Annotated in this window: 18 protein-coding genes; 7 read left to right on the forward strand and 11 right to left on the reverse strand. The window is 67.0% G+C overall.

Annotation, left to right across the window (positions count from 1 at the left end):
• Nucleotides 1-120 precede the first annotated feature (120 nt).
• Nucleotides 121-1,299 carry an aminotransferase gene (locus ACQY8M_RS20225; RefSeq protein ID WP_428658748.1) on the reverse strand — a complete coding sequence of 393 codons (1,179 nt, stop codon included), beginning with the start codon at nucleotides 1,297-1,299 and terminating at the stop codon, nucleotides 121-123.
• A 226-nt stretch (nucleotides 1,300-1,525) separates the two neighbouring features.
• Here ACQY8M_RS20225 and ACQY8M_RS20230 point away from each other — a divergent pair, with 226 nt between their 5' ends.
• The 6 genes from ACQY8M_RS20230 to ACQY8M_RS20255 all read left to right on the forward strand — a co-directional run bounded on the left by ACQY8M_RS20230 (nucleotide 1,526) and on the right by ACQY8M_RS20255 (nucleotide 8,035).
• The gene (locus ACQY8M_RS20230) at nucleotides 1,526-2,866 is read left to right on the forward strand and encodes an ABC transporter substrate-binding protein (RefSeq protein WP_428658751.1); all 1,341 of its coding nucleotides are present in this window, start codon (nucleotides 1,526-1,528) and stop codon (nucleotides 2,864-2,866) included.
• An 82-nt stretch (nucleotides 2,867-2,948) separates the two neighbouring features.
• Nucleotides 2,949-3,878: a carbohydrate ABC transporter permease gene (locus ACQY8M_RS20235; RefSeq protein WP_428658754.1), complete on the forward strand. Its 930-nt coding sequence runs from the start codon at nucleotides 2,949-2,951 to the stop codon at nucleotides 3,876-3,878.
• Nucleotides 3,878-4,789 (forward strand): carbohydrate ABC transporter permease, encoded by a 912-nt coding sequence (locus ACQY8M_RS20240; protein ID WP_428658757.1) that lies wholly within the window; start codon nucleotides 3,878-3,880, stop codon nucleotides 4,787-4,789. The genes ACQY8M_RS20235 and ACQY8M_RS20240 overlap by 1 nt, the downstream gene beginning before the upstream one ends.
• Before the next feature lie 12 nt (nucleotides 4,790-4,801).
• Nucleotides 4,802-5,902, forward strand: a complete 1,101-nt coding sequence (locus ACQY8M_RS20245) for an ABC transporter ATP-binding protein (protein ID WP_428658760.1) — start codon at nucleotides 4,802-4,804, stop codon at nucleotides 5,900-5,902.
• Between the two features lie 168 nt (nucleotides 5,903-6,070).
• On the forward strand, nucleotides 6,071-6,835 hold the full coding sequence (locus ACQY8M_RS20250) for an SDR family oxidoreductase (protein WP_428658763.1): 765 nt from the start codon (nucleotides 6,071-6,073) through the stop codon (nucleotides 6,833-6,835).
• A 105-nt stretch (nucleotides 6,836-6,940) separates the two neighbouring features.
• The gene (locus ACQY8M_RS20255; RefSeq protein WP_428658766.1) at nucleotides 6,941-8,035 is read left to right on the forward strand and encodes a malate/lactate/ureidoglycolate dehydrogenase; all 1,095 of its coding nucleotides are present in this window, start codon (nucleotides 6,941-6,943) and stop codon (nucleotides 8,033-8,035) included.
• Between the two features lie 14 nt (nucleotides 8,036-8,049).
• Here ACQY8M_RS20255 and ACQY8M_RS20260 read toward each other — a convergent pair whose 3' ends face one another.
• Entirely contained in the window at nucleotides 8,050-9,765 is a 1,716-nt protein-coding gene (locus ACQY8M_RS20260) for a hypothetical protein (RefSeq protein WP_428658768.1), read from the reverse strand.
• A gap of 56 nt (nucleotides 9,766-9,821) precedes the next feature.
• Here ACQY8M_RS20260 and ACQY8M_RS20265 point away from each other — a divergent pair, with 56 nt between their 5' ends.
• A complete protein-coding gene (locus ACQY8M_RS20265; protein ID WP_428658771.1) occupies nucleotides 9,822-11,633 on the forward strand; it encodes a hypothetical protein in 1,812 nt (603 codons plus the stop codon).
• On the opposite strand, the gene ACQY8M_RS20270 is transcribed toward ACQY8M_RS20265, so the two are convergent.
• From ACQY8M_RS20270 to ACQY8M_RS20310, 9 genes are all read right to left on the reverse strand, one after another.
• Complete coding sequence (locus ACQY8M_RS20270) at nucleotides 11,624-13,168, reverse strand: hydantoinase/oxoprolinase N-terminal domain-containing protein (protein ID WP_428658774.1); 1,545 nt, start codon at nucleotides 13,166-13,168, stop codon at nucleotides 11,624-11,626. The genes ACQY8M_RS20265 and ACQY8M_RS20270 overlap by 10 nt on opposite strands.
• Nucleotides 13,165-14,262, reverse strand: a complete 1,098-nt coding sequence (locus tag ACQY8M_RS20275; protein WP_428658777.1) for a DUF917 domain-containing protein — start codon at nucleotides 14,260-14,262, stop codon at nucleotides 13,165-13,167. The genes ACQY8M_RS20270 and ACQY8M_RS20275 overlap by 4 nt, the downstream gene beginning before the upstream one ends.
• Before the next feature lie 18 nt (nucleotides 14,263-14,280).
• Nucleotides 14,281-15,228: an ABC transporter ATP-binding protein gene (locus tag ACQY8M_RS20280; RefSeq protein ID WP_428658779.1), complete on the reverse strand. Its 948-nt coding sequence runs from the start codon at nucleotides 15,226-15,228 to the stop codon at nucleotides 14,281-14,283.
• Nucleotides 15,225-16,259 carry an ABC transporter ATP-binding protein gene (locus ACQY8M_RS20285; protein ID WP_428658782.1) on the reverse strand — a complete coding sequence of 345 codons (1,035 nt, stop codon included), beginning with the start codon at nucleotides 16,257-16,259 and terminating at the stop codon, nucleotides 15,225-15,227. The genes ACQY8M_RS20280 and ACQY8M_RS20285 overlap by 4 nt, the downstream gene beginning before the upstream one ends.
• Entirely contained in the window at nucleotides 16,252-17,118 is an 867-nt protein-coding gene (locus ACQY8M_RS20290) for an ABC transporter permease (RefSeq protein ID WP_428658785.1), read from the reverse strand. Before ACQY8M_RS20290 ends, ACQY8M_RS20285 begins: the two co-directional genes overlap by 8 nt.
• Nucleotides 17,118-18,170, reverse strand: a complete 1,053-nt coding sequence (locus ACQY8M_RS20295; RefSeq protein ID WP_428658788.1) for an ABC transporter permease — start codon at nucleotides 18,168-18,170, stop codon at nucleotides 17,118-17,120. The genes ACQY8M_RS20290 and ACQY8M_RS20295 overlap by 1 nt, the downstream gene beginning before the upstream one ends.
• 214 nt (nucleotides 18,171-18,384) lie before the next feature.
• The gene (locus tag ACQY8M_RS20300; RefSeq protein ID WP_428658790.1) at nucleotides 18,385-19,983 is read right to left on the reverse strand and encodes an ABC transporter substrate-binding protein; all 1,599 of its coding nucleotides are present in this window, start codon (nucleotides 19,981-19,983) and stop codon (nucleotides 18,385-18,387) included.
• 310 nt (nucleotides 19,984-20,293) lie between these two features.
• Complete coding sequence (locus ACQY8M_RS20305) at nucleotides 20,294-20,707, reverse strand: type II toxin-antitoxin system VapC family toxin (protein WP_428658792.1); 414 nt, start codon at nucleotides 20,705-20,707, stop codon at nucleotides 20,294-20,296.
• On the reverse strand, nucleotides 20,704-20,952 hold the full coding sequence (locus ACQY8M_RS20310; RefSeq protein ID WP_428675413.1) for a type II toxin-antitoxin system VapB family antitoxin: 249 nt from the start codon (nucleotides 20,950-20,952) through the stop codon (nucleotides 20,704-20,706). Before ACQY8M_RS20310 ends, ACQY8M_RS20305 begins: the two co-directional genes overlap by 4 nt.
• Nucleotides 20,953-20,978: the final 26 nt, after the last annotated feature.

Raw genomic sequence — 20,978 nt, forward strand, 5'->3', positions numbered from 1 at the left:
AACGAGCGCGGCGGTCTGCCGCCTTGCGTTCCGCCCTGGGGGCCTCGGCCGTGGAGTAGGGCAGTTCGATCTGAATCCTGGTCATGACCGTTCTCCCTTTGCTGCTGATGCCCGCATCACCTACGCCCCGAAGCGATCGAGCCGCTGCAGCACGGCCGGGATCTTGTCGTCGCTCACGTTGGCGAAGGCCAGCCGCACGAAGCGCTCCTGGCCAGCGCCGAACATGTCGCCCGGAATGGTGAGCAGGTTCTCCTCGTCGGCCATGCGCTTGGACACGACGGTCGAGCGCTCGCCGTCGAACGGATGCTCCACATAGGCGAAATAGGCACCGATGCTGACCAGCCGCCAGCGGTTTGAGCGCGCCAGGCCGCTGCCCAGCAGGTCGGCGCGCGCCTTCAGCCCCTCGGTGTTCTTGCGTGCCCAGGGCAGCAGGTTGCGCAGGCCGTAGAGCGCCGCCTCCTGGCCGAGCCGCGGCGGGCAGATCGACACGCAGTCCATCGCCTTCTCGATCTCCGCGATCAGCTTGGCGCCCGCGGTGACGCCGCCGACCCGATAGCCGGTCAGGGCGAAGACCTTGGAGAAGCTGTAGAGATGGACCAGCGTGCCGCGCCAGCTCGGGTCGCTGAACAGCTCGTGCGGCCGCGTGCCCTCGGGCAGGAAGTCCTTGTAGGTCTCGTCGAGCAGCAGCGCGATGCCGTGCTTCTTCGCCAGCTCGAAGAAGGCGTGGATGGTGGCGGGCGGGTAGACCGCGCCCGTCGGATTGTTGGGCGAGATCAGGATGATGGCGCGCGTCTTTGCGGTGATCAGCTTCGCCGCGTCGTCGGCATGCGGCACGCCGCCCGAGCCCGGCCGGAAATCCAGCGACACCGGGGTGATGCCCTGCATGCGCAGCCACATGTCGTGATTGAAGTAGTGCGGCCGGGGCACGATGACCTCGTCGCCGGCGCGGGCGATGCTCATCGCGGCGAGGCAGAAGGCCTGGTTGCAGCCCGACGTGATGCCGACCTCGCCGGCCGCGACCGGCGCGCCGTAGAAGGCGGAGAGATGCGCGGCATAGTCCTCGCGCAGCGCCGGCAGGCCGAGGATCGGCGTGTAGCCGTGCATCGTCGGGTCGAGCAGCCGCTCGCCGAGATGCTGGCGCAGCTCCATCGCCGGCGGATAGCCCGGCACCGCCTGGCTGAGGTCGATCAGGGGCCGGTCGGCAGGGAAGGTCCGGTTCAGCACCCAGCGCTTGGTCTCGCCGATCGGCGAGGGGTCGACGGCGGCAAGCCAGGGATTTGCGGCGGGTACGTCACGCATTGGTCGAGCTCGATTTCACATTGATTCACGAGGGATGGAGCGGGCCACCATCCCGGCACCGCACGCGACTGTCAAACCGAGTTCGTCTCGGCAATCGAAAATGAATTGCTTGGACTCACTCTTATGCATAGCATCCATGCCAAGGCCCCTTGAAGGGCAACCGCTCGCGACCAACGCGAGCAAGTGTCAGCCGGCGGCACGGCCGGCGTACAGGAGGGAAATGCGCATGGTTTCGAGTAAAGTTTCGCGTCGGCGTTTTGTTGCGAGTACGGCAGCCCTGTCGACCGTCGCGATCGCCGCGCCGTTCGTGCGCGGGGCACATGCCGCCGGCACGCTGTCGGTCGGCTTCTGGGATCACTGGGTGCCCAACGCCAACGGGGCGACTGAAAAGCTGATCAAGGAATGGGGCGAGAAGGAAAAGGTCGAGGTCAAGATCGACTTCATCACCTCGCAGGGCAACAAGCTCCTGCTGACGACCGCGGCGGAAGCGCAGGCCAAGTCGGGCCACGACATCCTGGCGATGAACACCTTCCTGCCGGCGCGCTACGCCGAGCAGCTGGTGCCGATGAACGACGTGATGGACAAGCTGATCGCCGACAACGGCAAGGTCAACGCCACGGTCGAGTATCTCGGCAAGGTCGACGGCAAGTGGCTGGCGATACCGGCCACGGTCGGCAGCCAGATCAAGGGGCCGTGCTCGCGCATCGATCTCCTGAAGAAGCACGCCGGCCTCGATATCCAGGCGATGTATCCGGCGGGCGAAGCGCCCAAGGCGGACAACTGGAACCTCGATACCTTCCTGAAGGCGGCGGAAGCCTGCCACAAGGGGGGCAATCCGTTCGGCATCGGCCTCGGCACGACGTCGGACAACGTCGACACCATCGGTGCGATCTTCCACGCGTTCGGCGCCGTGCTGGTCAACGCCAAGGGCGACATCGTCATCAAGAACGACCAGGTCCGCCAGGCGCTCGACTTCTACAAGAAGCTGATGGCCTTCCTGCCGCCCGACGTGGCGGCGTGGGACGACGCCTCGAACAACAAGTTCCTGGTCTCGGGGCAGGCCTCGATGATCATGAACCCGCCGTCGGCCTGGGCGGTCGCCAAGCGCGACGCGCCGCAGGTCGCCGAGCAGTGCTGGACGCACGGCTTCCCGGCCGGGCCGAAGGGCCGCTACGCGCCGTTCCTGCCGTTCTTCTGGGGCACCTGGAACTTCAGCAAGAACCAGGCGGCCGCCAAGAGCCTGATGCTCTATCTGTCGCAGGCCTCGTCGGCGGAGAAGATGGTGGTGGCGTCGGGCGGCTACGATCTGCCGTCGTTCGAGAAGCTCACGACCTTCAAGGTGTGGGCGGAGGAAGGCCCGCCGAAGGGCACGCTGTATCACTATCCCAATCCCTACAACCACCAGACGTTGTCGGTCGCCGCGGCCCCCGCGCCGCACAAGATCGCCGAGCAGATCTACAACCAGGGCATCCAGACCCAGATGGCGGTGCGCTACTTCAAGGGCGAGGCGCTCGAGAAGACGCTGGACTGGGCGTCCGGCGAGCTCGAAGGCTTCATGCGTAACTAGACGTAACAGGAACAGGAAGGACGTCGCCCTGCGGCGACGTCCTCACCGCCTCAGCACCGGCCGCAATTGCACGGAGCCCGCCATGGCCGACATCGCCGCCCCAAGTTCAATGTCCGCCCGAGCGGACCATCGCAGCAGCCTGCACAAGCTGATGCAGCGCAAGTCCACCATCGCCTTCCTGATGGCGCTGCCGCTGATCCTGCTGATCCTGATCCTGGTGGCCTATCCGGCCGGCTACGCGATCTATCTGTCGACGCTCAACAAATCGATGACCAAGTTCGTCGGCTTCGGCAATTTCGAGTTCCTTTTCAAGCGCGCGACGTTCTGGGACATCGTCTTCCAGTCGTGCCTGTTCGCCATCACCGCGGTCATCTTCAAGGCGATCATCGGCTTCATGGTGGCGCACTTCGTCCACAACATCCCGAGCAAGGGCCAGCGCAAGTGGCGCGGCATGCTGCTGGTGCCGTGGGTCATCCCGCCGGCGATGAGCACGCTCGCCTGGCTGTGGCTGTTCGACCCGTCCTACAGCGCCTTCAACTGGATCTTCCACCAGTTCGGCCTGGGCTCGATCTCGTGGCTGGGCGAGACCGGCTGGGCGCGGTTCTCGGTCATCCTGGTCAATATCTGGGCCGGCGCCCCGTTCTTCATGATCATGTATCTCGCGGCGCTGAAATCGGTGCCCGAGCAGCTTTACGAGGCGGCCTCGATCGACGGCGCCACCTGGTGGCAGCGCATCTGGTACGTGACCCTGCCGATGATGCGCAACATCATCGCCATCACGGCGCTGTTCTCGACCATCGTCACCTTTGCCAACTTCGACATCGTGCGCGTGCTGACGGCCGGCGGACCGCTCACCTCGACGCATCTGTTCGCCACCTGGGCGTTCAAGATCGGCATCGAGAGCGGCGACATCCCGCTCGGCGCCACCGTGTCGCTGTTCATGGTCCCGATTCTCGCAGTCGGGGCGGCGTTCATTCTTCGCGACATCAGCAAGCGTGGGAGTGAAGTCTGATGGCCAACGTCGCGATTGCCGGCGAAGCCCCGGTCCGGCCCACGCACTACGGGAGCATGAGCCGGGACCGGCGCTGGGCCCTGCGCTGGTCGTATTTCTTCCTGGTGCTGTTCGCCATCTTCTTCCTGATGCCGCCGGTCTACATGCTCATCACCTCGCTGAAGACCAGTGCGGAGATCTCGGCGGCGGCCAACCCGTGGTGGGTTTCCAACCCGACGCTCGAGAATTACGTCGCGCTGCTGACCAAGAACGATTTCCTGGTCTTCTTCCGCAACTCGGCCCTGGTGTCGGTCTGCGTCGTGACGGTCACCATGGTGATCAGCGTCACCGCCGCGTTCGCGCTCGCGCGCATGAAGTTCTGGGGCTCGGCGACGCTGGCGACCGGCGTGTTCCTGACCTACCTCGTTCCCGACACCCTGCTGTTCATCCCGCTGTTCAAGATGTTCGCCTGGGTGCGTGAGGCGACCGGCATCGAGCTGATCAATCACTGGTGGACGATGATCATCCTCTACCCGACGCTGTCGGTGCCGTTCGCGACCTGGATCATGATCGGATACTTCGCCTCGATCCCCAAGGAGCTCGACGAGGCGGCGCTGATCGACGGGGCGAGCTGGTTCCAGACGCTGACCAAGATCTTCATCCCGGTGGCGATGCCCGGCATCATCGCCGCGATGATCTTCAGCTTCACGGTGTCGTGGGCGCAATTCCTCTATCCGCTGGCCTTCACGACCTCGGCGAGCGAGCTGCTCCTTCCGGTCGGCATCGTCACGACGCTGATCAAGGGCGACGTGTTCAACTGGGGGCAGATCATGACGGGCGCCTTGCTCGGGGCGGCGCCGCCGCTCATCATCTACGCCTTCCTCATGGATTATTACGTCGCGGGTCTCACCGCAGGCGCCACCAAAGGCTAGGGGCAGGGGACAATGGCTCAGGTAACGTTGCGTAAGGTCGTCAAGAAGTACGACGAGGTTCCCGCGGTGCGCGGCGTCGACCTCGACATCGCCGACAAGGAGTTCATCGTGCTGGTGGGCCCCTCGGGCTGCGGCAAGAGCACGACCTTGCGCATGATCGCCGGCCTCGAGGAGATCACCGGCGGCGACATCGCAATCGGCGGCAACATCGTGAACGACGTTCCGCCCAAGGATCGCGACATCGCCATGGTGTTCCAGAACTACGCGCTCTACCCGCACATGAACGTCTACGAGAACATGTCGTTCGGGCTGAAGCTCAAGAAGACGCCAAAGCAGGAGATCGATCAGCGCGTGCGCCAGGCGGCGCAGATCCTCGACATCACGGAGCTGCTCGACCGCAAGCCCAAGCAGCTCTCGGGCGGCCAGCGCCAGCGCGTCGCGATGGGCCGCGCCATCGTGCGCGATCCCAAGGTGTTCCTGTTCGACGAGCCGCTCTCCAACCTCGACGCCAAGCTGCGCGTGCAGATGCGCACCGAGATCAAGAAGGTGCACCAGAAGGTGCGCACCACCACGGTCTACGTCACCCACGACCAGGTCGAGGCGATGACCCTCGCCGACAGGGTGGTGGTGATGAACGCCGGCCTGATCGAGCAGGTCGGCACGCCCAACGACCTCTACCATTCGCCGGCCACCAAGTTCGTGGCGGGCTTCATCGGCTCGCCGGCGATGAACTTCATCCCCTGCCAGCTCGACCAGGCCGCCGGCGCGCTGCGCGTGCGGCTGGGCGACAAGCTCGCCTTCCCGGTGCCCGACGGCCGCACCGCGCGCTACCAGCCCTATGTCGGCAAGCCCAACCTGGTGCTCGGCTTGCGCCCCGAGCACATCATGGAGACGCGGCCGCACGTCGAGCCGAACCAGCACGACTTCGACCAGATGATCGATGTCGTCGAGCCGATGGGCATGGAGACGCTGGTCTATTTCACGGTGCAGGGCGTCGAGGTCTGCGGCCGGGTCAATCCGAATGCCGGCGCCGTTGCGATGCAGTCGATGAAGCTGCGCGCCGACCTCAGCAACATGCACCTGATCGACGACAGCACCGGCAAGGTGCTTTAATCAAATTTCCTCCCTGCGCGCAGCGCGGGGAGGTGGCGGCGTAATCGCCGACGGAGGGGTCATGGGCCGCACCGATGCTGTGGCCCATGACCCCTCCGTCGCGGATTACCGCGCCACCTCCCCGCGCTGCGCGCAGGGAGGAAAGCATTTTGTGAAGGGGAGTATTCGATGAGTTCGTTGACGGGCAAGGTCGCCTGGGTGACCGGCGCTGGCTCGGGGATCGGTCAGGCGGCGGCGATCGCGCTGGCCAAGGAGGGCGCGACGGTGGTGCTGACCGGGCGGCGCAAGGAGCCGCTGGAGGAGACCGCGGCGGCCATCAAGAAGGCCGGCGGCAAGGCCGAGATCAAGCCGGGCGACCTGATGAAGGCCGCAGCCGTCACCAGGATCGCCAAGGAGATCGAGGCCGAGCACGGCCGCTGCGACATCCTGGTCAACAATGCCGGCCTCAACATCCTCGATCGCAGCTGGGCCAAGCTCACGCCGGAGGGGGCGGAGCAGGTGATCGACGGCAACCTGTCGAGCGCCTTCTATTGCACGACGGCGGTGCTGCCGATGATGCGCAAGCAGCAGGACGGCGTGCTGATCCATACCTCCTCGATGGCCGGCCGCAACGCGAGCCTGCTGTCCGGCCCGGCCTATTCGGCGGCCAAGCATGGCGTGGTGGCGATGAGCCACACCATCAACATGGAGGAGTGCGTCAACGGCATCCGTTCCTGCGTTGTCTGCCCGGGCGAGGTGGCCACCCCGATCCTCGACAAGCGGCCGGTGCCTATCACGCCGGACGAGCGCAAGCGCATGGCCCAATCGGAGGATGTCGGCGACCTGATCCGCTACGTCGCCTGCCTGCCGCCGCACATCGTGATCAACGAGGTCATGATCAACCCGACCTGGAACCGCGGCTACGTCGCCAACCTCCGCCGCAGCAACACCTGACGCCGGGAGCGCGGCTCTCCAGAGCCGCTCATGGGATGCCGCAGACCGAAGGAAGAGCGGCTCTGGAGAGCCGCGCTCCCAGCGTACAAAGAGGACAGTAGAGTTATGACAGTGACCATCAAGGCGAAGGCGCTCGAAGCCTTCGTCGGAGATATCTTCGCCTCGGCCGGCTGCTCGACGGAGGAGGGTGGCCGCATCGGGCGCTACCTCGTCAGCGCCAACCTGACGGGGCACGACAGCCATGGCGTGATCCGTGTGCCGCGCTATGCGGCGCAGAAGAAGAACGGCACCGTCGTGGCCGACGTCACGGTCGAGGTCGTGGTCGACACGCCGGTGATCGCCGTGATCGACGGCAAGTACGGCTTCGGCCAGACCGTGACGCCGCAGGCGGTGCGCATCGGCATCGAGAAGTGCCGCAAGAACGGCCTGTCGGCGGTGACGCTGCGCAACGCGGGCCATGTCGGCCGGGTCGGCGACTGGGCCGAAATGGCCGCTGCTGAAGGCCTGGTCTCGGTGCATTTCGTCAATGCCTCGGGCAGCGTGCTGGTGGCGCCGTTCGGTGGCGTCGACCGCCGCTTCTCGACCGCGCCCTATTGCGTCGGCATCCCGCGGCCCGGCCAGGATCCGCTGGTGCTCGACTTCGCGACCTCGATCGTCGCCGAGGGCAAGGTTCTGGTTGCGAGCCAGGGCGGCAAGAAGATCCCGGAGGGCGCGCTGATCGGGCCGGACGGCAAGCCGAGCGGCGATCCGCACCTGCTCTACGGCGACTACACGCCGACCGGGCCGCGCGATCACAGCAAGGGCACCGGTGCGATCCAGGCGTTCGGCGATCACAAGGGCTCGGGTCTCGCCTTCATGTGCGAGATGCTGGGCGGCTCGCTGGCCGGCAGCGGCGCCACCGATCCCGAGCGCGGCCGCTTCGCCAACGGCATGCTGTCGTTCTACGTCGATCCCAGGGTGTTCGACCCCGAGGGCTTCTTTCCGAAGGACGTGGCCAAGTACGTCGCCTTCGTGAAGAGCTCGCGGCCGGCGTCCGAGGGCGGCGAGATCCTGGTCCCGGGCGAGCCCGAGGCGCGCATGCGCCAGAAGCGGCTGGCCGAAGGCGTGCCGCTGCCCGACGACACCTGGGCCGCGATCGTCGAGACCGCCCGCTCGGTCGGCCTCGACGAGCGCCGCATCCAGCAGGCGGTTTCGCCGTAGCCGCGCTCCCAGCGCTACGGCCGCGGGGCGCGCTGGAGGCGGACGAACGGGCCCATGAGCGGATCGGTGAAGGCGGGGACGGCGACGTAGTCGCGGCGCAGCATGGCGTGCAGCGCGGCGAGCTGGCGGCGGTCGGCGATCATGCCGCTCTCTCGCTCGAGCTGCTCGCGGTCGATGTCCCAGAGCCTGACCATCAGCACGTCGTAGCCAAGCTCGAGGGCACGATCGATCTGCCGGCGCAGGTCCGCCGTCTGCTGCTCGACCGACCAGTCCACGTGCCGCAGCAGCTGGCCCATGAAGCCGATCCACTTGAACTTCGGCAGGGCCTGCGGCGGCGGGCCGAGCCGGTCGACGCCGGGCTCCTCGACACCCCAGTGCAGCGAGCCGTAGGCCATCATCCAGTCGAAGTCGTGCACCACGAACACCGTGCGTGCCGGATCGGCGCGCCGCTCGAGCTGCTCGAAGGCGTTCCTCCAGGCCGAGTCGAGGCCGCGCAGGGGTGCGAGGCTCCAGACATTGAAGGCGAGCAGCAGCGCGGCCAGTCCCGCCATTGCCGGCAGGGCGCGGCGCGGCCAGCGCGCCGTGGCGGCGAGCATCACGAACAGCCAGGCGAGCGTCAGCCAGGGCATGACGTTGACCTGCATCTGCGCTTCATGCGGCTGGCCATAGACGTTGAAGACCTCACCCGCGATGAAGGTGACGCCGAACAGCGCGACCGTTGCGCGCACGACGGGTTCCCGCCGCCGCGGCCACAAGGCGACGGCCGCGCCGGCGGCGATGGCCAGGATCGCGACCAGGGCGAGGATGCGCCACAGGTCCCACCCGACGACGGGCAGCCACGTCACCGCCGTTCCGAGGAAATAGGCCGCAATGCCGTCCCGCAGATAGCCGACCTTGGCCCAGGTGAATCCGCCCCATGCCGAATTGACGCCTTTGCCCGTCCAGATCAGGTCGAGCGGCCCGACCGCGCCGGTGTGGCCATGCCACAGGGCCGACACCAGCACCGCCGTCGCGACGATGCCGCCCAGGAACAGCGCGACGCAGCGCAGCCGCGTCGCGAGCGTCGCCTCGGCAAGCCACAGCGCGACCAGGAAGCCGGGCAAGGCGGGGAAGACCAGCCGCCATTCCATTAGCCAGCCCAGGCTGAACACCATCGACACGACCAGCACGCGGGCCGGCGTCGGTTTGGCGAACCAGATCGCGCCGAGGGCCATGGCGGCCAGCACGACCGTGTAGCTCGGCATGATGTCTTCGTTGGTGATGGCCAGCATCAACACGAAGCTGCACGCGATGTGGAACAGCGCGGTCGCGAGCGCCATCGCGCGGCTGGCATCCAGCGCGCGCGCCAGCAGGTAGACCACGCAGAGCGAGAGGCTGGCGCTGGCGGCGTTCAGGATCGTGAGCTGGCGGCGGGGATCGCCCGCCAGCACGCCGAGCGCATCGAGCAGCCGGCAGCCCGCGCCATAGAGCGGATAGAAGAGATAGTTCGACGGATAGAGCGGCGCGGTCGCCGGGTCATCGATCCACGGCCGCAGCTCGATCGTCTTGAACACGCCGTTGCCGGTCAGGGTACCCTGCGCATTGTCGAACCACAGGACGAGCACGACGAGCAGGGCGAAGCCGCCCAGCGCCAGCAGGGCGAGGTCCAGAGCGGTGCCCATGGCGGGGCCGAATCGCCGGGCTGCCAGGTCGCGTTGCCCGGGCGGCGCGCGCTGCGCTGAAGCGTCCAACCCTCTCTCCCGACTGCGAATTCCGGCGGTGGCGCGCGACGAATTCCGGCGCACGCATGCACGCCCCTTGGTATAGCGTCTACCGGTCGCGCGACAGGGGCAGGGTATCGGGCGGCGCTGACGACGTCACGGCGGGGGAGGCCGGCAGGATGTGGACGCTGGTCGTTCGCAAGCTCCAGGCAATCTATCAAGGTCACTACCAGGCGGCGCTCGAGCATCCCGTCTTCTACGCGCTCTATATCGTGCCGTTCGTCGCGCTTGCCGTCCTGGCGGCGTGGCTGCTCTGGCGCGGCGAGGCGAAGCGGGCCTTCTGGTGCCTGATTGGCGCGATCGTGGTCGGCTTCCTGTTTTCCTGGGGCGACGACACCTACACCCACATCTACCGGATCGCCGCGCTCGCCGACCAGATCAGAAGCGGGACGATCAGCGCGTTCCTGACCAATCCGAACAACGGCGAGACGCTGCCGACCTTCGTCTATTACAGCACGATCCCCTATCTGGTGCCGACGCTGCTGAACCTGCTCGGCCTGCCGGCGCTCCTTGCCTTCAAGCTGGTGACGGCCCTGCATTTCGTCGTGCTGGGCTGGGGCCTGCAACGCCTGATCGAAAGCACCACGCCGGCCGACACCTCGCGCGCACGGACGCAGACCGACTATCTGGTCGCGTTCCTGTTCATGAGCGCCAACTATGTCTACGCGCTGTGGTTCGCGCGCGGTGCTCTGGGCGAGCTCTGGGTCTACTGCTTTCTGCCCTGTGTCGTGGTGGGGGCCCTGTCGTCCAACGGCCGGGCGCTCGCGCTCTTTATTTTCCTGCAGCTCTGCGGTCATCCGATCATCGTGGTGCAGACCCTCGTCGCCGAGGTGCTGGTGGCCTACGTGCTGACCGGGCTGACCTTCGCCGGCCTCATTCGCCGCGGCCTCGTGCCGATGGTGGCCGCGCTGGTGCTGGCCGTGCCGTTCTGGCTGCCGCAGGCGCTCTGGCAGGGCGAGATCCTTGGGCCGGCCAACCTGCCGGCCCACTTTCGCGATTCGTTCCTGACCCTCGCCCAGATGTTCAGCCCGCGCAACGAACGGACCATTGGGGTCTGGCTGCCGCTTGCCGTTGTGCTGCTGATCTTCATCGCGCGCGCACGCCTGTCGCTGCGGGTCTGGGTGCCGGTCGTGGCGGGCTTCGCGATCATGGCGCTGCAGACCGTCTATCTTTACGAGGTCGCAAGACACATTCCGACCCTCGCGCTCTCGCTCTTCGTCTGGAGGCTCGCCCTGCCGGTGGCGTTCCTGCTGTTCGGCGGCCTGCTGATTGGCTGGCGGGAGGTCGGGCCGCCGTCGCGCTGGACCCTTGCGCCGCTGGCGGCCGCCTCGCTGGCGGGCATGATGCTCGTGATGCTCGAGCTCGCGCCGGGCTTCGTGAAGGACCTGACGCGAGGGCGGGAGAATGACCGCTTCACGCTGGAAGACTACGATCGCGGCGAGGCGATCTGGGGCGTGCTCGAATACGTCCCCAACTACGCCAGGCTGCCGCGCCACTGCGAGGCGTCCGGTGTCCGGCGCATCCTTTATCCCGAGCTGCGCGCCGGTCTGAAGGCCGAGGCGCCCTTCCTCGCGGTGCGGCGCGCGCCGGTCGGGCTGGTCGAATACAGCGTCGATGGCGGGCCGGCGCCGCTGGCGGCCTGCGAGCAGGATCTGGTCATTGGGCCGCTCGCGACGGGCGCCGTCGTCACCGTGTCGGAAGCCAGGACGAACCGGCTGAACTATTTCCGCCTCGTCGAATTCTTCGCGGCCCTGGCGCTGATCTGCTGGGTGATCCCCTTCCGCTGGCTGAGCGCCGAGAGCGCGGCACGAGCAGGATCCTTACGCCCTCAGGCGTGACTCGCGATGTCGCCGACGACCCGCACGCGGACCCGCAGGCTGTTGAATGGCAGGTAGCTGAGGGGAATATCCTCCTGATCGACGACGGCGAGCGAGGCCGGCACGGCGCCGGCGCGGACCGCGCGTTCCGCCGCCATCTCATGGGCGCGCTCGAGCGCTTCCTCGCGCTTCATGCCCTGGAAGACCTGGTCGACCTCGCCCGAGACCTGGGCGATCGCGGCGCCGACCGCGTTGGCGACGCCCTGGTGCGGGACGTGCACGACCTCGCTGACCCCCTCCATTTCCGGCGGCACCAGGAAGCAGCCGCCGCCGACGGCGATCAACGGAACGTCGCCGGCCTCGGTCTTCATGCGATCGACCGCCTCCGCCAGCATGGCATGACAGCGGGCAAGAGCGGCACTGACGAAGCCCTTGTCGAGCCTGGCCACGCGGTCGCGATCGCCGAGCTCCATCAGCCTCCCCGCCACGGCGATATCCGTGCAGGTGAGCTCCTCGCCGCCAAAGACAAGCGACCGTTCGGTCAGCTGGTACCCCACGCTCACCGGGCCAATGCTGGTCGGGTTGCGAGGATCGACGAGCGTGCCGCCGCCCAGCCCGATCGACAGCAGGTCGGGCATGCGGAAGGCGGTGCGCACGCCGCCGACTTCCACGTTGTTGTTGGCCTCGCGCGGGAAGCCGTGGCGCAGGCAGCCGACATCCGACGTCGTGCCGCCGATATCGACGACCATCGCATCCTCGAGGCCGGACAGGAACGCCGCGCCGCGCAACGAATTCGTCGGTCCCGACGCGAAGCAATGCACGGGAAAGCGCGCGGCTTGCTCGGCGAGGCTGACGGTGCCGTCGTTCTGCGTGATGTAGAGAGGCGCCTTGATGCCGGAGTCGACGAGCGCCCGCACGAAGCCTTCCGCCGTGCGCTTCGCCAGCCCGACCAGGGCTGCGTTGAGCAAGGTGACGTTCTCGCGCGCGAGCAGGCCGATCCGGCCGAGCTGGTGCGACTGGGTGATGGCGATGCCGGGGGCGACGGCAGAAAGGATCTCCGCCGCTTCCTGCTCGGACTCGTCATTGAGGGGCGAGAAAACCGAGGCGATGCCGACCGCGTCCACGCCGGAATCGCGGATCTTCATCGCGGCCTCCTTCATCGCCGCGCGGTCGAACGGCGCGATCGGCAGCCCGTCGAGCTCGTGGCCGCCGCGGATCATGAAGGTCGGCCCCTGCACCAGGCTGCGCAGGTCGGCCGGCCAGTCGACGAACGGCGGCAGGGTCGCCGCCGCCGGCAGCCCGATGCGGACCGCGGCGACCCTGGCGACATGGCGGCGCTGGACGACGGCGTTGGTGAAGTGCGTCGTGCCGATCATCACCGCGTCGATCCGCGCCGGATCGATCGCGCTCCCCTGGAGGAGGCGCTGCAGCGCCGTGACGATGCCGTCGCCGACCTCCGGGGTCGTGGCGGTCTTGACCGCATGCAGCACGGTCTTGCCGTCGATCAGGACGGCGTCGGTGTTGGTGCCGCCGACGTCGATGCCGAGGGAGATCATCGGACGCTCTCCGGAAAGATGGACTTGAAGTCGATGTCGTAGCCGAAGGCGCGCGGGCCGACGTGCTTGAGACCCTTGGGCGACATCAGGATCGCCGGCGCCGGCAGGGCGATCACGCTGACCCGCTGGCCGTAGCGCACGGTCTCGGTGCCGACCGCTTCGCCCGAGACCGTGTCCATCAAGCAGATCAGGTCGGGCACGGTGACCTTCACCTCGTCGTTCAGCCAGCCGATCGACCATTCGTTCTGGAAATCGACGCGGAAGGTCTCGCCGCGATGCGCGTCGAGCCCCTCGATCACCACGGTGCCACGCAGCCAGCCTTCGCTCGCGCGCCGCAGCACGTCGGTCACCTTGCCGCGAAAGACGAGCAGCCCTTGTTCGCTCTTCACCACGGCCTCGACCGGATCGGTATGGCCGCGCCGCGCCGCCTGCACCGCGTGGCCGATGCGGATGGCCTTCGTCGCGGTATGCAGGCACGCCGACTCCTTCGCATCGCGTCCGGTGCGCGGCGCCTTGCAGGTCGCGGCCAGCGAGCCCCACACCGTGCAGACCTTGCGCGTCATCTGCTCCATCCAGGTCCAGTCGACCGCCGAGGTGAGGATTACGCTGTTGTCGCGGATGTCGATCATCGTCCAGGGATAGGCCGGCAGGTCGCGGATCGCGAAGGTGGTCATGTCGGCGCGCGGGAAGGCGCGTCCCATGGCGTCGCAGTCGACGACCGGAAGGCCGAGCAGGGAGCCGGCGAGGAACGGCTGGAATCCGTTGTTGCCGCCGACCTCCCACATCATGATGGCTTTGAACTTCCGGCCGATGTGCTCTTCCATCATGGTGATGGTGCGGGCGATCAACGGCCCATCGACCATCTTCTCCTGCATGGCGATCGGCGCACCCATCTGGCCGATGCAGGCGATCGCGTCGTCGTCGTCGAGCGACAGCGGATCGATCAGCTCGACCGACTTGCCCGCGCTCCAATGCTGGCGCGCCTCGAGCAGCGAGAAGTACGGATCGCCGCCGCCGCCGGTCCCGAGAATCCAGGCGCCGATCGCGAAGGCTTCGAGATCGTCCAATGTGATTCTCTTCGGAGGCGCGGGCATCGAACGGGTCCTTTGCGGCTAGGCGAAATGACAGGCGGCGTCGTGGCCCGGCGCGAGCGGGCGCAAGGCGGGATCCTCGGCGGCACAACGCGGCTGCGCCATCGGGCATCGGTTGCGAAAGCGGCAACCCGATGGAATGTCGAGCGGGTCGGGCGGCTCTCCCTCGAGCCAGGCCTGGTCGATCACGCGCGGCCCGCCGGGCTGCGGCACTGCCGCCAGCAGCGACTTCGTATAAGGGTGGCGTGGGTTGGCGAACAGTCCGGCGGTCGTGCCGGTCTCCACGATGCGGCCGAGATACATCACCGCGACGCGGGTGCAGATGCTGCGCACCACTGCGAGGTCGTGCGAGATGAAGAGCAGGGTGAGCCCGTACTGCTGCCACAGGGCGACGAGCAGCTTGAGGATGGTCGCCTGGACCGACACGTCGAGGCCGGAGGTCGGCTCGTCCAGGATCAGGACGCGGGGATGGAGCGCCAGGACGCGCGCAAGGCCGACGCGGCGCTGCTGGCCGCCCGAGATCTCGTGCGGATAGAGCGAGAGCTGGTCTTCGTGCAGTCCGACGGCGGCGAGCGTCTCGCGCACGCGTGCCAAACGCTCGGGCCGCGATAGGGTAGTGTGGATGACCAGCGCCTCGTCGAGCGAGCGGCCGATCGTCCAGCGCGGATCGAGCGCGGCGCCGGCGTCCTGATAGACGTACTGCAGGCGGGAGCGGACCGCGCGGAGCGCCGGGCCCTTCAGGTTCTGGATCGCGGCGCCGTCGAAGATCACGGTCCCGTCATCGGCCCGCAGCACGCCGATCAATGTCTTGCCGAGGGTGGACTTGCCGCAACCCGACTCGCCCACGATCCCGAGGATCTCGCCAGCCTGCACCGCAAGGTCTACGCCGTCGACCGCGCGCACGGCCCGCCCGTCCTTCAGGCGGAAGCGATGGGCGAGACCTCGCGTCGCGAGCAGGGCGTCGCTCATGTGGCCGCTCCGGCCGGCGCGTCGATTGGATGGTAGCAGCGCACCAGATGCGCGCTGCCGGTCACCGGCGGCCGCTGCGTCCGGCAGTCGGCCAATGCCTCGCTGCAACGCGGATGGAAGCGGCAGCCCGCGGGCGGTGCGAGCAGGCTCGGGATCTCGCCCGGGATGTCCTGCGCCACGCCATCGGCGCGCGGCAGGCTTTGCAGCAGGCGGGCGGTGTAGGGATGGCGAGGGGCGGCGAAGAACGCCGGCGTGGGCGCGGCCTCGACCTCCTGGCCGGCATACATCACGAGGATTCGGTCGCAGATCTCCCACGCCGTGCCGAGATCGTGGGTGGTGAACAGCACGGAGACCTGCCGGCGCTTCACCTCGCGATGGAGCAGCCGCAGGATCTGCGCCTGGATCGTGACGTCGAGCGCCGTCGTCGGCTCGTCGGCGATGATCAGCTCGGGCTGCGGCAGCAGCGCCATGGCGATGACGATGCGCTGCCGCTGTCCGCCCGACAGCTCGTGCGGCAGCTTCGCGAGCGCCTGCTCGGGATTGGGGATCTGGACCGCCTCGAGCATCTCGAGGATCGCCGCGCGGTCGCGTGCTCGCCGCGCCGACGGATAGCGCGACAGCAGGGAAGGCCAGGCGCCGCGCCGCGCCGGAACGGCGAGCGGCGACTTCCACTGCATCAGGTCGAGCATCTGCTGGCCGATCGTGAACAGCGGATTGAGCGAGCCGTAGGGATCCTGCGGGATGAAGGTGATGCGCCGTCCGCGGATGCGGCGGGCGATATCGGCCGACGCCAGGGCCAAAAGGTTCTCGCCGCCGAAGGACAGCGAGGCGGCCTTGACCTCCGACGCGGGCGCCGGCAGCACGCCCAGGATGGCGCGGGCGAGGGTGGACTTGCCGCAGCCGGACTCACCCACGAGGCCAACGACCTCCCCCTTGCCGATCGACAGCGACACGCCGTCGAGCGCGCGCACGATGCCGCGCTGGGTGTGATAGTTGACCACGAGATCGCGGACCGCGAGCAGCTCAGTCACGCGGCCTCCCGGTGCGGCGTGTGCGCGGATCGAGCACATCGCGCAGGCCGTCGCCCAGCATGTTGAAGCCGATGACCACGAGGAAGATCGCGAGCCCCGGGGCGGCGGCGTACCACCAGGCGTCGGGCAGGAACTCCCGGCTCTCGGCGATGGTGCGGCCCCATTCCGGTGTCGGCGGCGGCGCGCCGAGCCCGAGGAAACCCAGCGCGGCCGCGGTCAGGATGGTGAAGCCGAGCCCGAGCGTGATGCGGACGATGATCGGCGAGATGATGTTGGGCAGGATATGGAGCCAGATCACCCGGCTCGGCGAGGCGCCGAGCGCCAGCGTGGCCTCGATGAATGTCTCGTTTTTCACGGCTCGCGTCTCGGCATAGACCAGGCGCGTGAACCACGGCCAGAACGTCGCCGACAGCGCCAGGATGACGTTGGGCAGGCTGGGCCCCAGCGTCTGGGCGATAGCGATCGCCAGCACGATCTGCGGTACGGCGAGGAAGATGTCGGCCAGTCGCATGATGGCGCTGGAGGCAAAGCCGTCGGTAATCCCGGCAATGAGCCCCAATGGCACGCCGACCGCCACCGCGACGCCGACCGCGACCACGGAGATGACGAGCGTGATGCGCGCGCCGAACAACAGCCGGCTGTAGATGTCGGCACCCAGCCGGTCGGTGCCCATCAGGTAGTCGCCGCCGGGCGGTCGCAGGCGGTGGGCGGGATTGATCTCGGTGACGGCGTCGGGATGGGTCGCCAGCCACGGCGCGAGGATGGCGCAGGCGACCAGGGCCAGCACGATCAGCAGCCCGACCAAGGCGAGCCGATCTTCGGCAAGCTTGCGCAGGACGAGGGCGGTCTCGCTGCCCATCAGCCGGCGCTACGCGGATCGATCAACCGGTGCAGCACGTCGACCGCGATATTGATCACGATGTAGATGATGGCGACCCACACGGTGAAGCCGAGCACCGCGTTGTAGTCCGACATCACGATGGAATTGACCGCGTAGTAGCCGAGGCCCGGCCAGTCGAACACCGCCTCGATCACGACGGCGCCGCCCAGCAACGTGCCCGATACCAGGCCGATCTGGGTCACAGTCGAGGTCAGCGCGTTGCGCAGCATGTATTTCCAGACGATCAGCGATTCAGGCAGGCCCATGGCGCGCTCGTACTGCACGAACGGCTTGTTCAGCGTGTCGAGCATGCCGGCGCGCGTGAAGCGCACGATGGTGGCCATCGCGGGAAAGGCGAGCGTCACGGTCGGCAAGGCGAGATGGAGGATGGCCGTGATGAAAGTCTCGAACTGGCCCGCCAGCAGCGCATCCACCGTATAGAGGCCCGTGACGGAGGGCGGCGGCGTCACGTCGGCGGGCAGGCGTCCGCCCAGCGGCAGCCAACCGACATCCATGGCGAAGGTGAGCTGCAGGATGATGGCCAGCCAGAAGCTCGCGATCGCCAGGCCCGACACTGTGACGATGCGCACGATCTGGTCGAACCACGCGTTGCGCCGCAGCGCCGCCAGCACGCCGATCGGCACGCCCAGTCCGATCGTCACGATCATGGCCGCCAGGGCGAGCTCGATCGTGGCAGGCAGGCGCGCGAGCAGGTCGGCGGAAACCTGGCGCGAGGTGAACAGGCTCTTGCCCAGGTCGCCCTGAACCAGCCGGACATAATAGTCGAACAGCTGGGTGATCAGCGGCTGGTCGAAGCCGAGCTGATGGCGCAGCGCCTCGATCTGCTCGCGCGTCGCCCGTTCTCCGGCGACCAGCGCCGCCGGATCGGCAGGGATGACGTGGCTGACCATGAAGGTCACGGCGACCACGCCCACGACGGTGCCCAGGCTCCAGGCCAGGCGTCGCAGCACGAAGACCCACACGCCCGTGCCATTCCACAAGGCGGCCGCCCGCCGGAGCGCTCTCGCCATAGGCGCTAACGTTGCCTGCAGGGCAGGGCTGACATCAGCCCGAGCGCGTGTGACTCTTCGTAGCGCTGGGAGCGCGGCTCTCCAGAGCCGCTCATGGAATGGCGCAACCATCGTATATGAGCGGCTCTGGAGAGCCGCGCTCCCGGCGGTCCGAGAGAATCGAAAGGTCTCACGCTCCGCCTTTCCCATTGCTCATCTGACGGCCGCTTTCTCCTTAGCCGAGATTGAGCCAGCGGAAGTCCTGGCCGTTGCCGACGGGGCAGAAGCGGACATTCTGCACGCGCTTGGCGAACGGCCCGTACCACTTGGTATTGTAGATGAACACGCTGGCCGCCTCGTCGACGACGATGCGCGATGCCTCTTGATAGGCAGCATCGCGCACCGACTGATCCGTCGAGGTGACGGCCTTCTCGATCAGGGCGTCGACCTTCGGGTTCTTGTAGTAGGAGCCGGTCTTCCAGTTGCCCCAGTTCCTGCTGTCGTACATCTCGCCGACCCAGTTCTGCGGATCGGCGTAGAGCGTCGAGATCCAGTTGGTCCAGATATCCGGCGTCGTCTCGTTGTTGCGCGCCTTGCCCGACAGCGTCGGCCAGGTCTCGGCGACGATCTTGCTCTCGATGCCGAGCTTGCGCAGCCCGGCCTGCATGATCTGGCCGGCCTGCTCGGTCTGCGACAGGCCGACGAGCGTGTGGATCTCCAGCGGGCGGTCGATCTTCACCGCGGCCTTCGCCAGCTCGGCCTTGGCCTTGTCGATGTCGTAGTCCCAGCCTTTCACGTCCTTGGGATAGCCCCAGAGGTTGGCCGGCACCGGCGCGGGATTGCGCACCGCGGTGTCCTTCAGGATGTCGGTGATGAAGCCCTTGTAGTCGAACGCCATGCTGATCGCGCGGCGGACATGGACATCGTTCAGCGGTGCGCGCTGGTTGTTGAGGTGCAGGATGAACAGCCGCATCGAGGGCTGCTCGATGATTTGCACGGTGTTGGCCTTGCGCAGGCGATCGAGCGCATCGGCCGGCAGGAAGCCGTCGAGCGAATGATAGTCGCCCTTGATCAGGCCGAGCACCTGCGTCGACTGCTCGCGAACGGTGCGCAGGTCGATGCGATCGACGTACTTGGCTGGCCACGGCATGAAATGGTCAGGGTTGCGCACGCCGATGACGCCGACCGCCGGATCGTAGCGCTCGAGCTTGTAGGAACCAGACCCCGCAACATTGCTCGACAGCCATGGCTGGCCCCAGTCATCGCCCTTGGTGTTGGCCTTGAGGAGCTTCGAGTTGACGACATGGATCTCGGGCACCGTCGACATGAAGGCCGCCGACGGCCGGGTCAGTGTGAACTCGACGGTGCTGGCGTCGATCGCCTTGGTGCTGCCCGGCTTGATGATCGCGCTGAACAGCACGGCCGGACCCTTGTTGATGCCGAGCGTGCGCTCCATCGTGTAGACGACATCCTCGGCCGTTACCGGGCTGCCGTCGTGAAACTTGGCGTTTGCCCTGAGCTTGAAGCGATAGACCAGGCCGTTGTCCGACACGGTGTGGCTCTCGGCCAGCCACGGTGTGAGCTTCGGCGGATTGTCGAGCCAGCGATACAGCCCGTCATAGAAATTGAGCCGCGTGGCGACGCGGCTGTAGTCGAAGACGGTGTGCGGATCGAGCGTGTCGTACTCGACCGGATTGGCGAACACGAACGTCGAGGCGGCCTGCGCCCGTGCCGAAGGGATGAGGGCGGCGGAAGCAAGTCCGACCGCAGTGCCTGCTTTCAGGAGGCCGCGCCGTGTGACGAAACGATCGCGCGTGTTCGAGGTATCGACCATATCCTATTTCCTTCGGATGTTCCCTGCAGCGAATTGTGCAAGAGCTGTTCCAATAATGCGTTCGGTCCGGTGCACGGTTTCGCTTCGCTCGCGTCCGCCAGCCTGCTTGAGCGGCGAAACTGCATCCAAACGCGTCAACTTTCCGAGGTTGACGAGGCCTCTCCTCTGTCGTCCTTCGCGCGGCGAAGGACCTCCCGCCAGCGACGCGGTCCGTGTCTGATCACTCGGTGAGGTCCTTCGCTCCGCTCAGGACGACGAGGCTGGGCGTAGTGACATGCTACACATCTTGTTGGTCCGAGGCAGAGCCTCGTTAGGAATCCCATGGCGAAACGAGATCGAGTCCCGTTGATTGGAAATCACGGAGATTGCGTGTGGCAAGTCGGCCCCCAGTGACCCGCGTGATGGCTGCGATCATGCCATCCGGCGCCGACATCCCGGTGCCTCGACGCGAGGCTGCGGCCATGATCTCGCCGTAAGCGAGAGCGGCTTCCTCGGTTAGTCCAAAGATCCTGTCGGCGAAGCGATGCCTCCAGTCGGAAAGTCCCTTCTGTAGCCTCTTCGCGCGTTGATCTGGCAGTATCTTTTGAATACCGAACGCCACTTCGGCGATCGTCACCGTCGGCAAGGCCAGTTCGGCGTCGTGCTGGGCGAGCCAAGCCAGAACCCTCGGGTCCGGCGCCTTCCGCAGCGTTTCTGAGAGCACGTTGGTATCGACAAAGATCAAAGCTTCGGCCCGGGATTAATGCGCCGAGCCTTGCGGATGACGGTGTCGAGATCGATGTCCGTCCCATAGTCACGCGACAGTCGCGCGTAGAAGGAAGAGGCAGGCTCGCGTCCGGTTTCACGAATTTCATAGGCTTCGAGAGCTCGTTCGACGATCTCGGCAATCGAGCGCCTTTCGCGCCGGGCAAGTCGGTGAGCGAGGTCACGCGCTTTGGCGCTACGAACGGACAGTTGAGGCTCAGCCACGGCACGCTCCATTTTTCTCCGGGTAG

The sequence above is a fragment of the Reyranella sp. genome (assembly GCF_965279465.1).
Lineage (GTDB): Bacteria > Pseudomonadota > Alphaproteobacteria > Reyranellales > Reyranellaceae > Reyranella.

Excerpts from the sequence above, each read along its gene's own strand:
- ACQY8M_RS20290 (WP_428658785.1), bottom strand. The coding sequence starts at position 17,118 with ATGGGCAGCGAGACCGCCCTCGTCCTGCGCAAGCTTGCCGAAGATCGG.
- ACQY8M_RS20280 (WP_428658779.1), bottom strand. The coding sequence starts at position 15,228 with ATGAGCGACGCCCTGCTCGCGACGCGAGGTCTCGCCCATCGCTTCCGC.
- ACQY8M_RS20270 (WP_428658774.1), bottom strand. The coding sequence starts at position 13,168 with ATGATCTCCCTCGGCATCGACGTCGGCGGCACCAACACCGACGCCGTC.
- ACQY8M_RS20275 (WP_428658777.1), bottom strand. The coding sequence starts at position 14,262 with ATGCCCGCGCCTCCGAAGAGAATCACATTGGACGATCTCGAAGCCTTC.
- ACQY8M_RS20245 (WP_428658760.1), top strand. The coding sequence starts at position 4,802 with ATGGCTCAGGTAACGTTGCGTAAGGTCGTCAAGAAGTACGACGAGGTT.
- ACQY8M_RS20300 (WP_428658790.1), bottom strand. The coding sequence starts at position 19,983 with ATGGTCGATACCTCGAACACGCGCGATCGTTTCGTCACACGGCGCGGC.
- ACQY8M_RS20295 (WP_428658788.1), bottom strand. The coding sequence starts at position 18,170 with ATGGCGAGAGCGCTCCGGCGGGCGGCCGCCTTGTGGAATGGCACGGGC.
- ACQY8M_RS20265 (WP_428658771.1), top strand. The coding sequence starts at position 9,822 with ATGCACGCCCCTTGGTATAGCGTCTACCGGTCGCGCGACAGGGGCAGG.
- ACQY8M_RS20250 (WP_428658763.1), top strand. The coding sequence starts at position 6,071 with ATGAGTTCGTTGACGGGCAAGGTCGCCTGGGTGACCGGCGCTGGCTCG.
- ACQY8M_RS20225 (WP_428658748.1), bottom strand. The coding sequence starts at position 1,299 with ATGCGTGACGTACCCGCCGCAAATCCCTGGCTTGCCGCCGTCGACCCC.
- ACQY8M_RS20230 (WP_428658751.1), top strand. The coding sequence starts at position 1,526 with ATGGTTTCGAGTAAAGTTTCGCGTCGGCGTTTTGTTGCGAGTACGGCA.
- ACQY8M_RS20240 (WP_428658757.1), top strand. The coding sequence starts at position 3,878 with ATGGCCAACGTCGCGATTGCCGGCGAAGCCCCGGTCCGGCCCACGCAC.
- ACQY8M_RS20255 (WP_428658766.1), top strand. The coding sequence starts at position 6,941 with ATGACAGTGACCATCAAGGCGAAGGCGCTCGAAGCCTTCGTCGGAGAT.
- ACQY8M_RS20235 (WP_428658754.1), top strand. The coding sequence starts at position 2,949 with ATGGCCGACATCGCCGCCCCAAGTTCAATGTCCGCCCGAGCGGACCAT.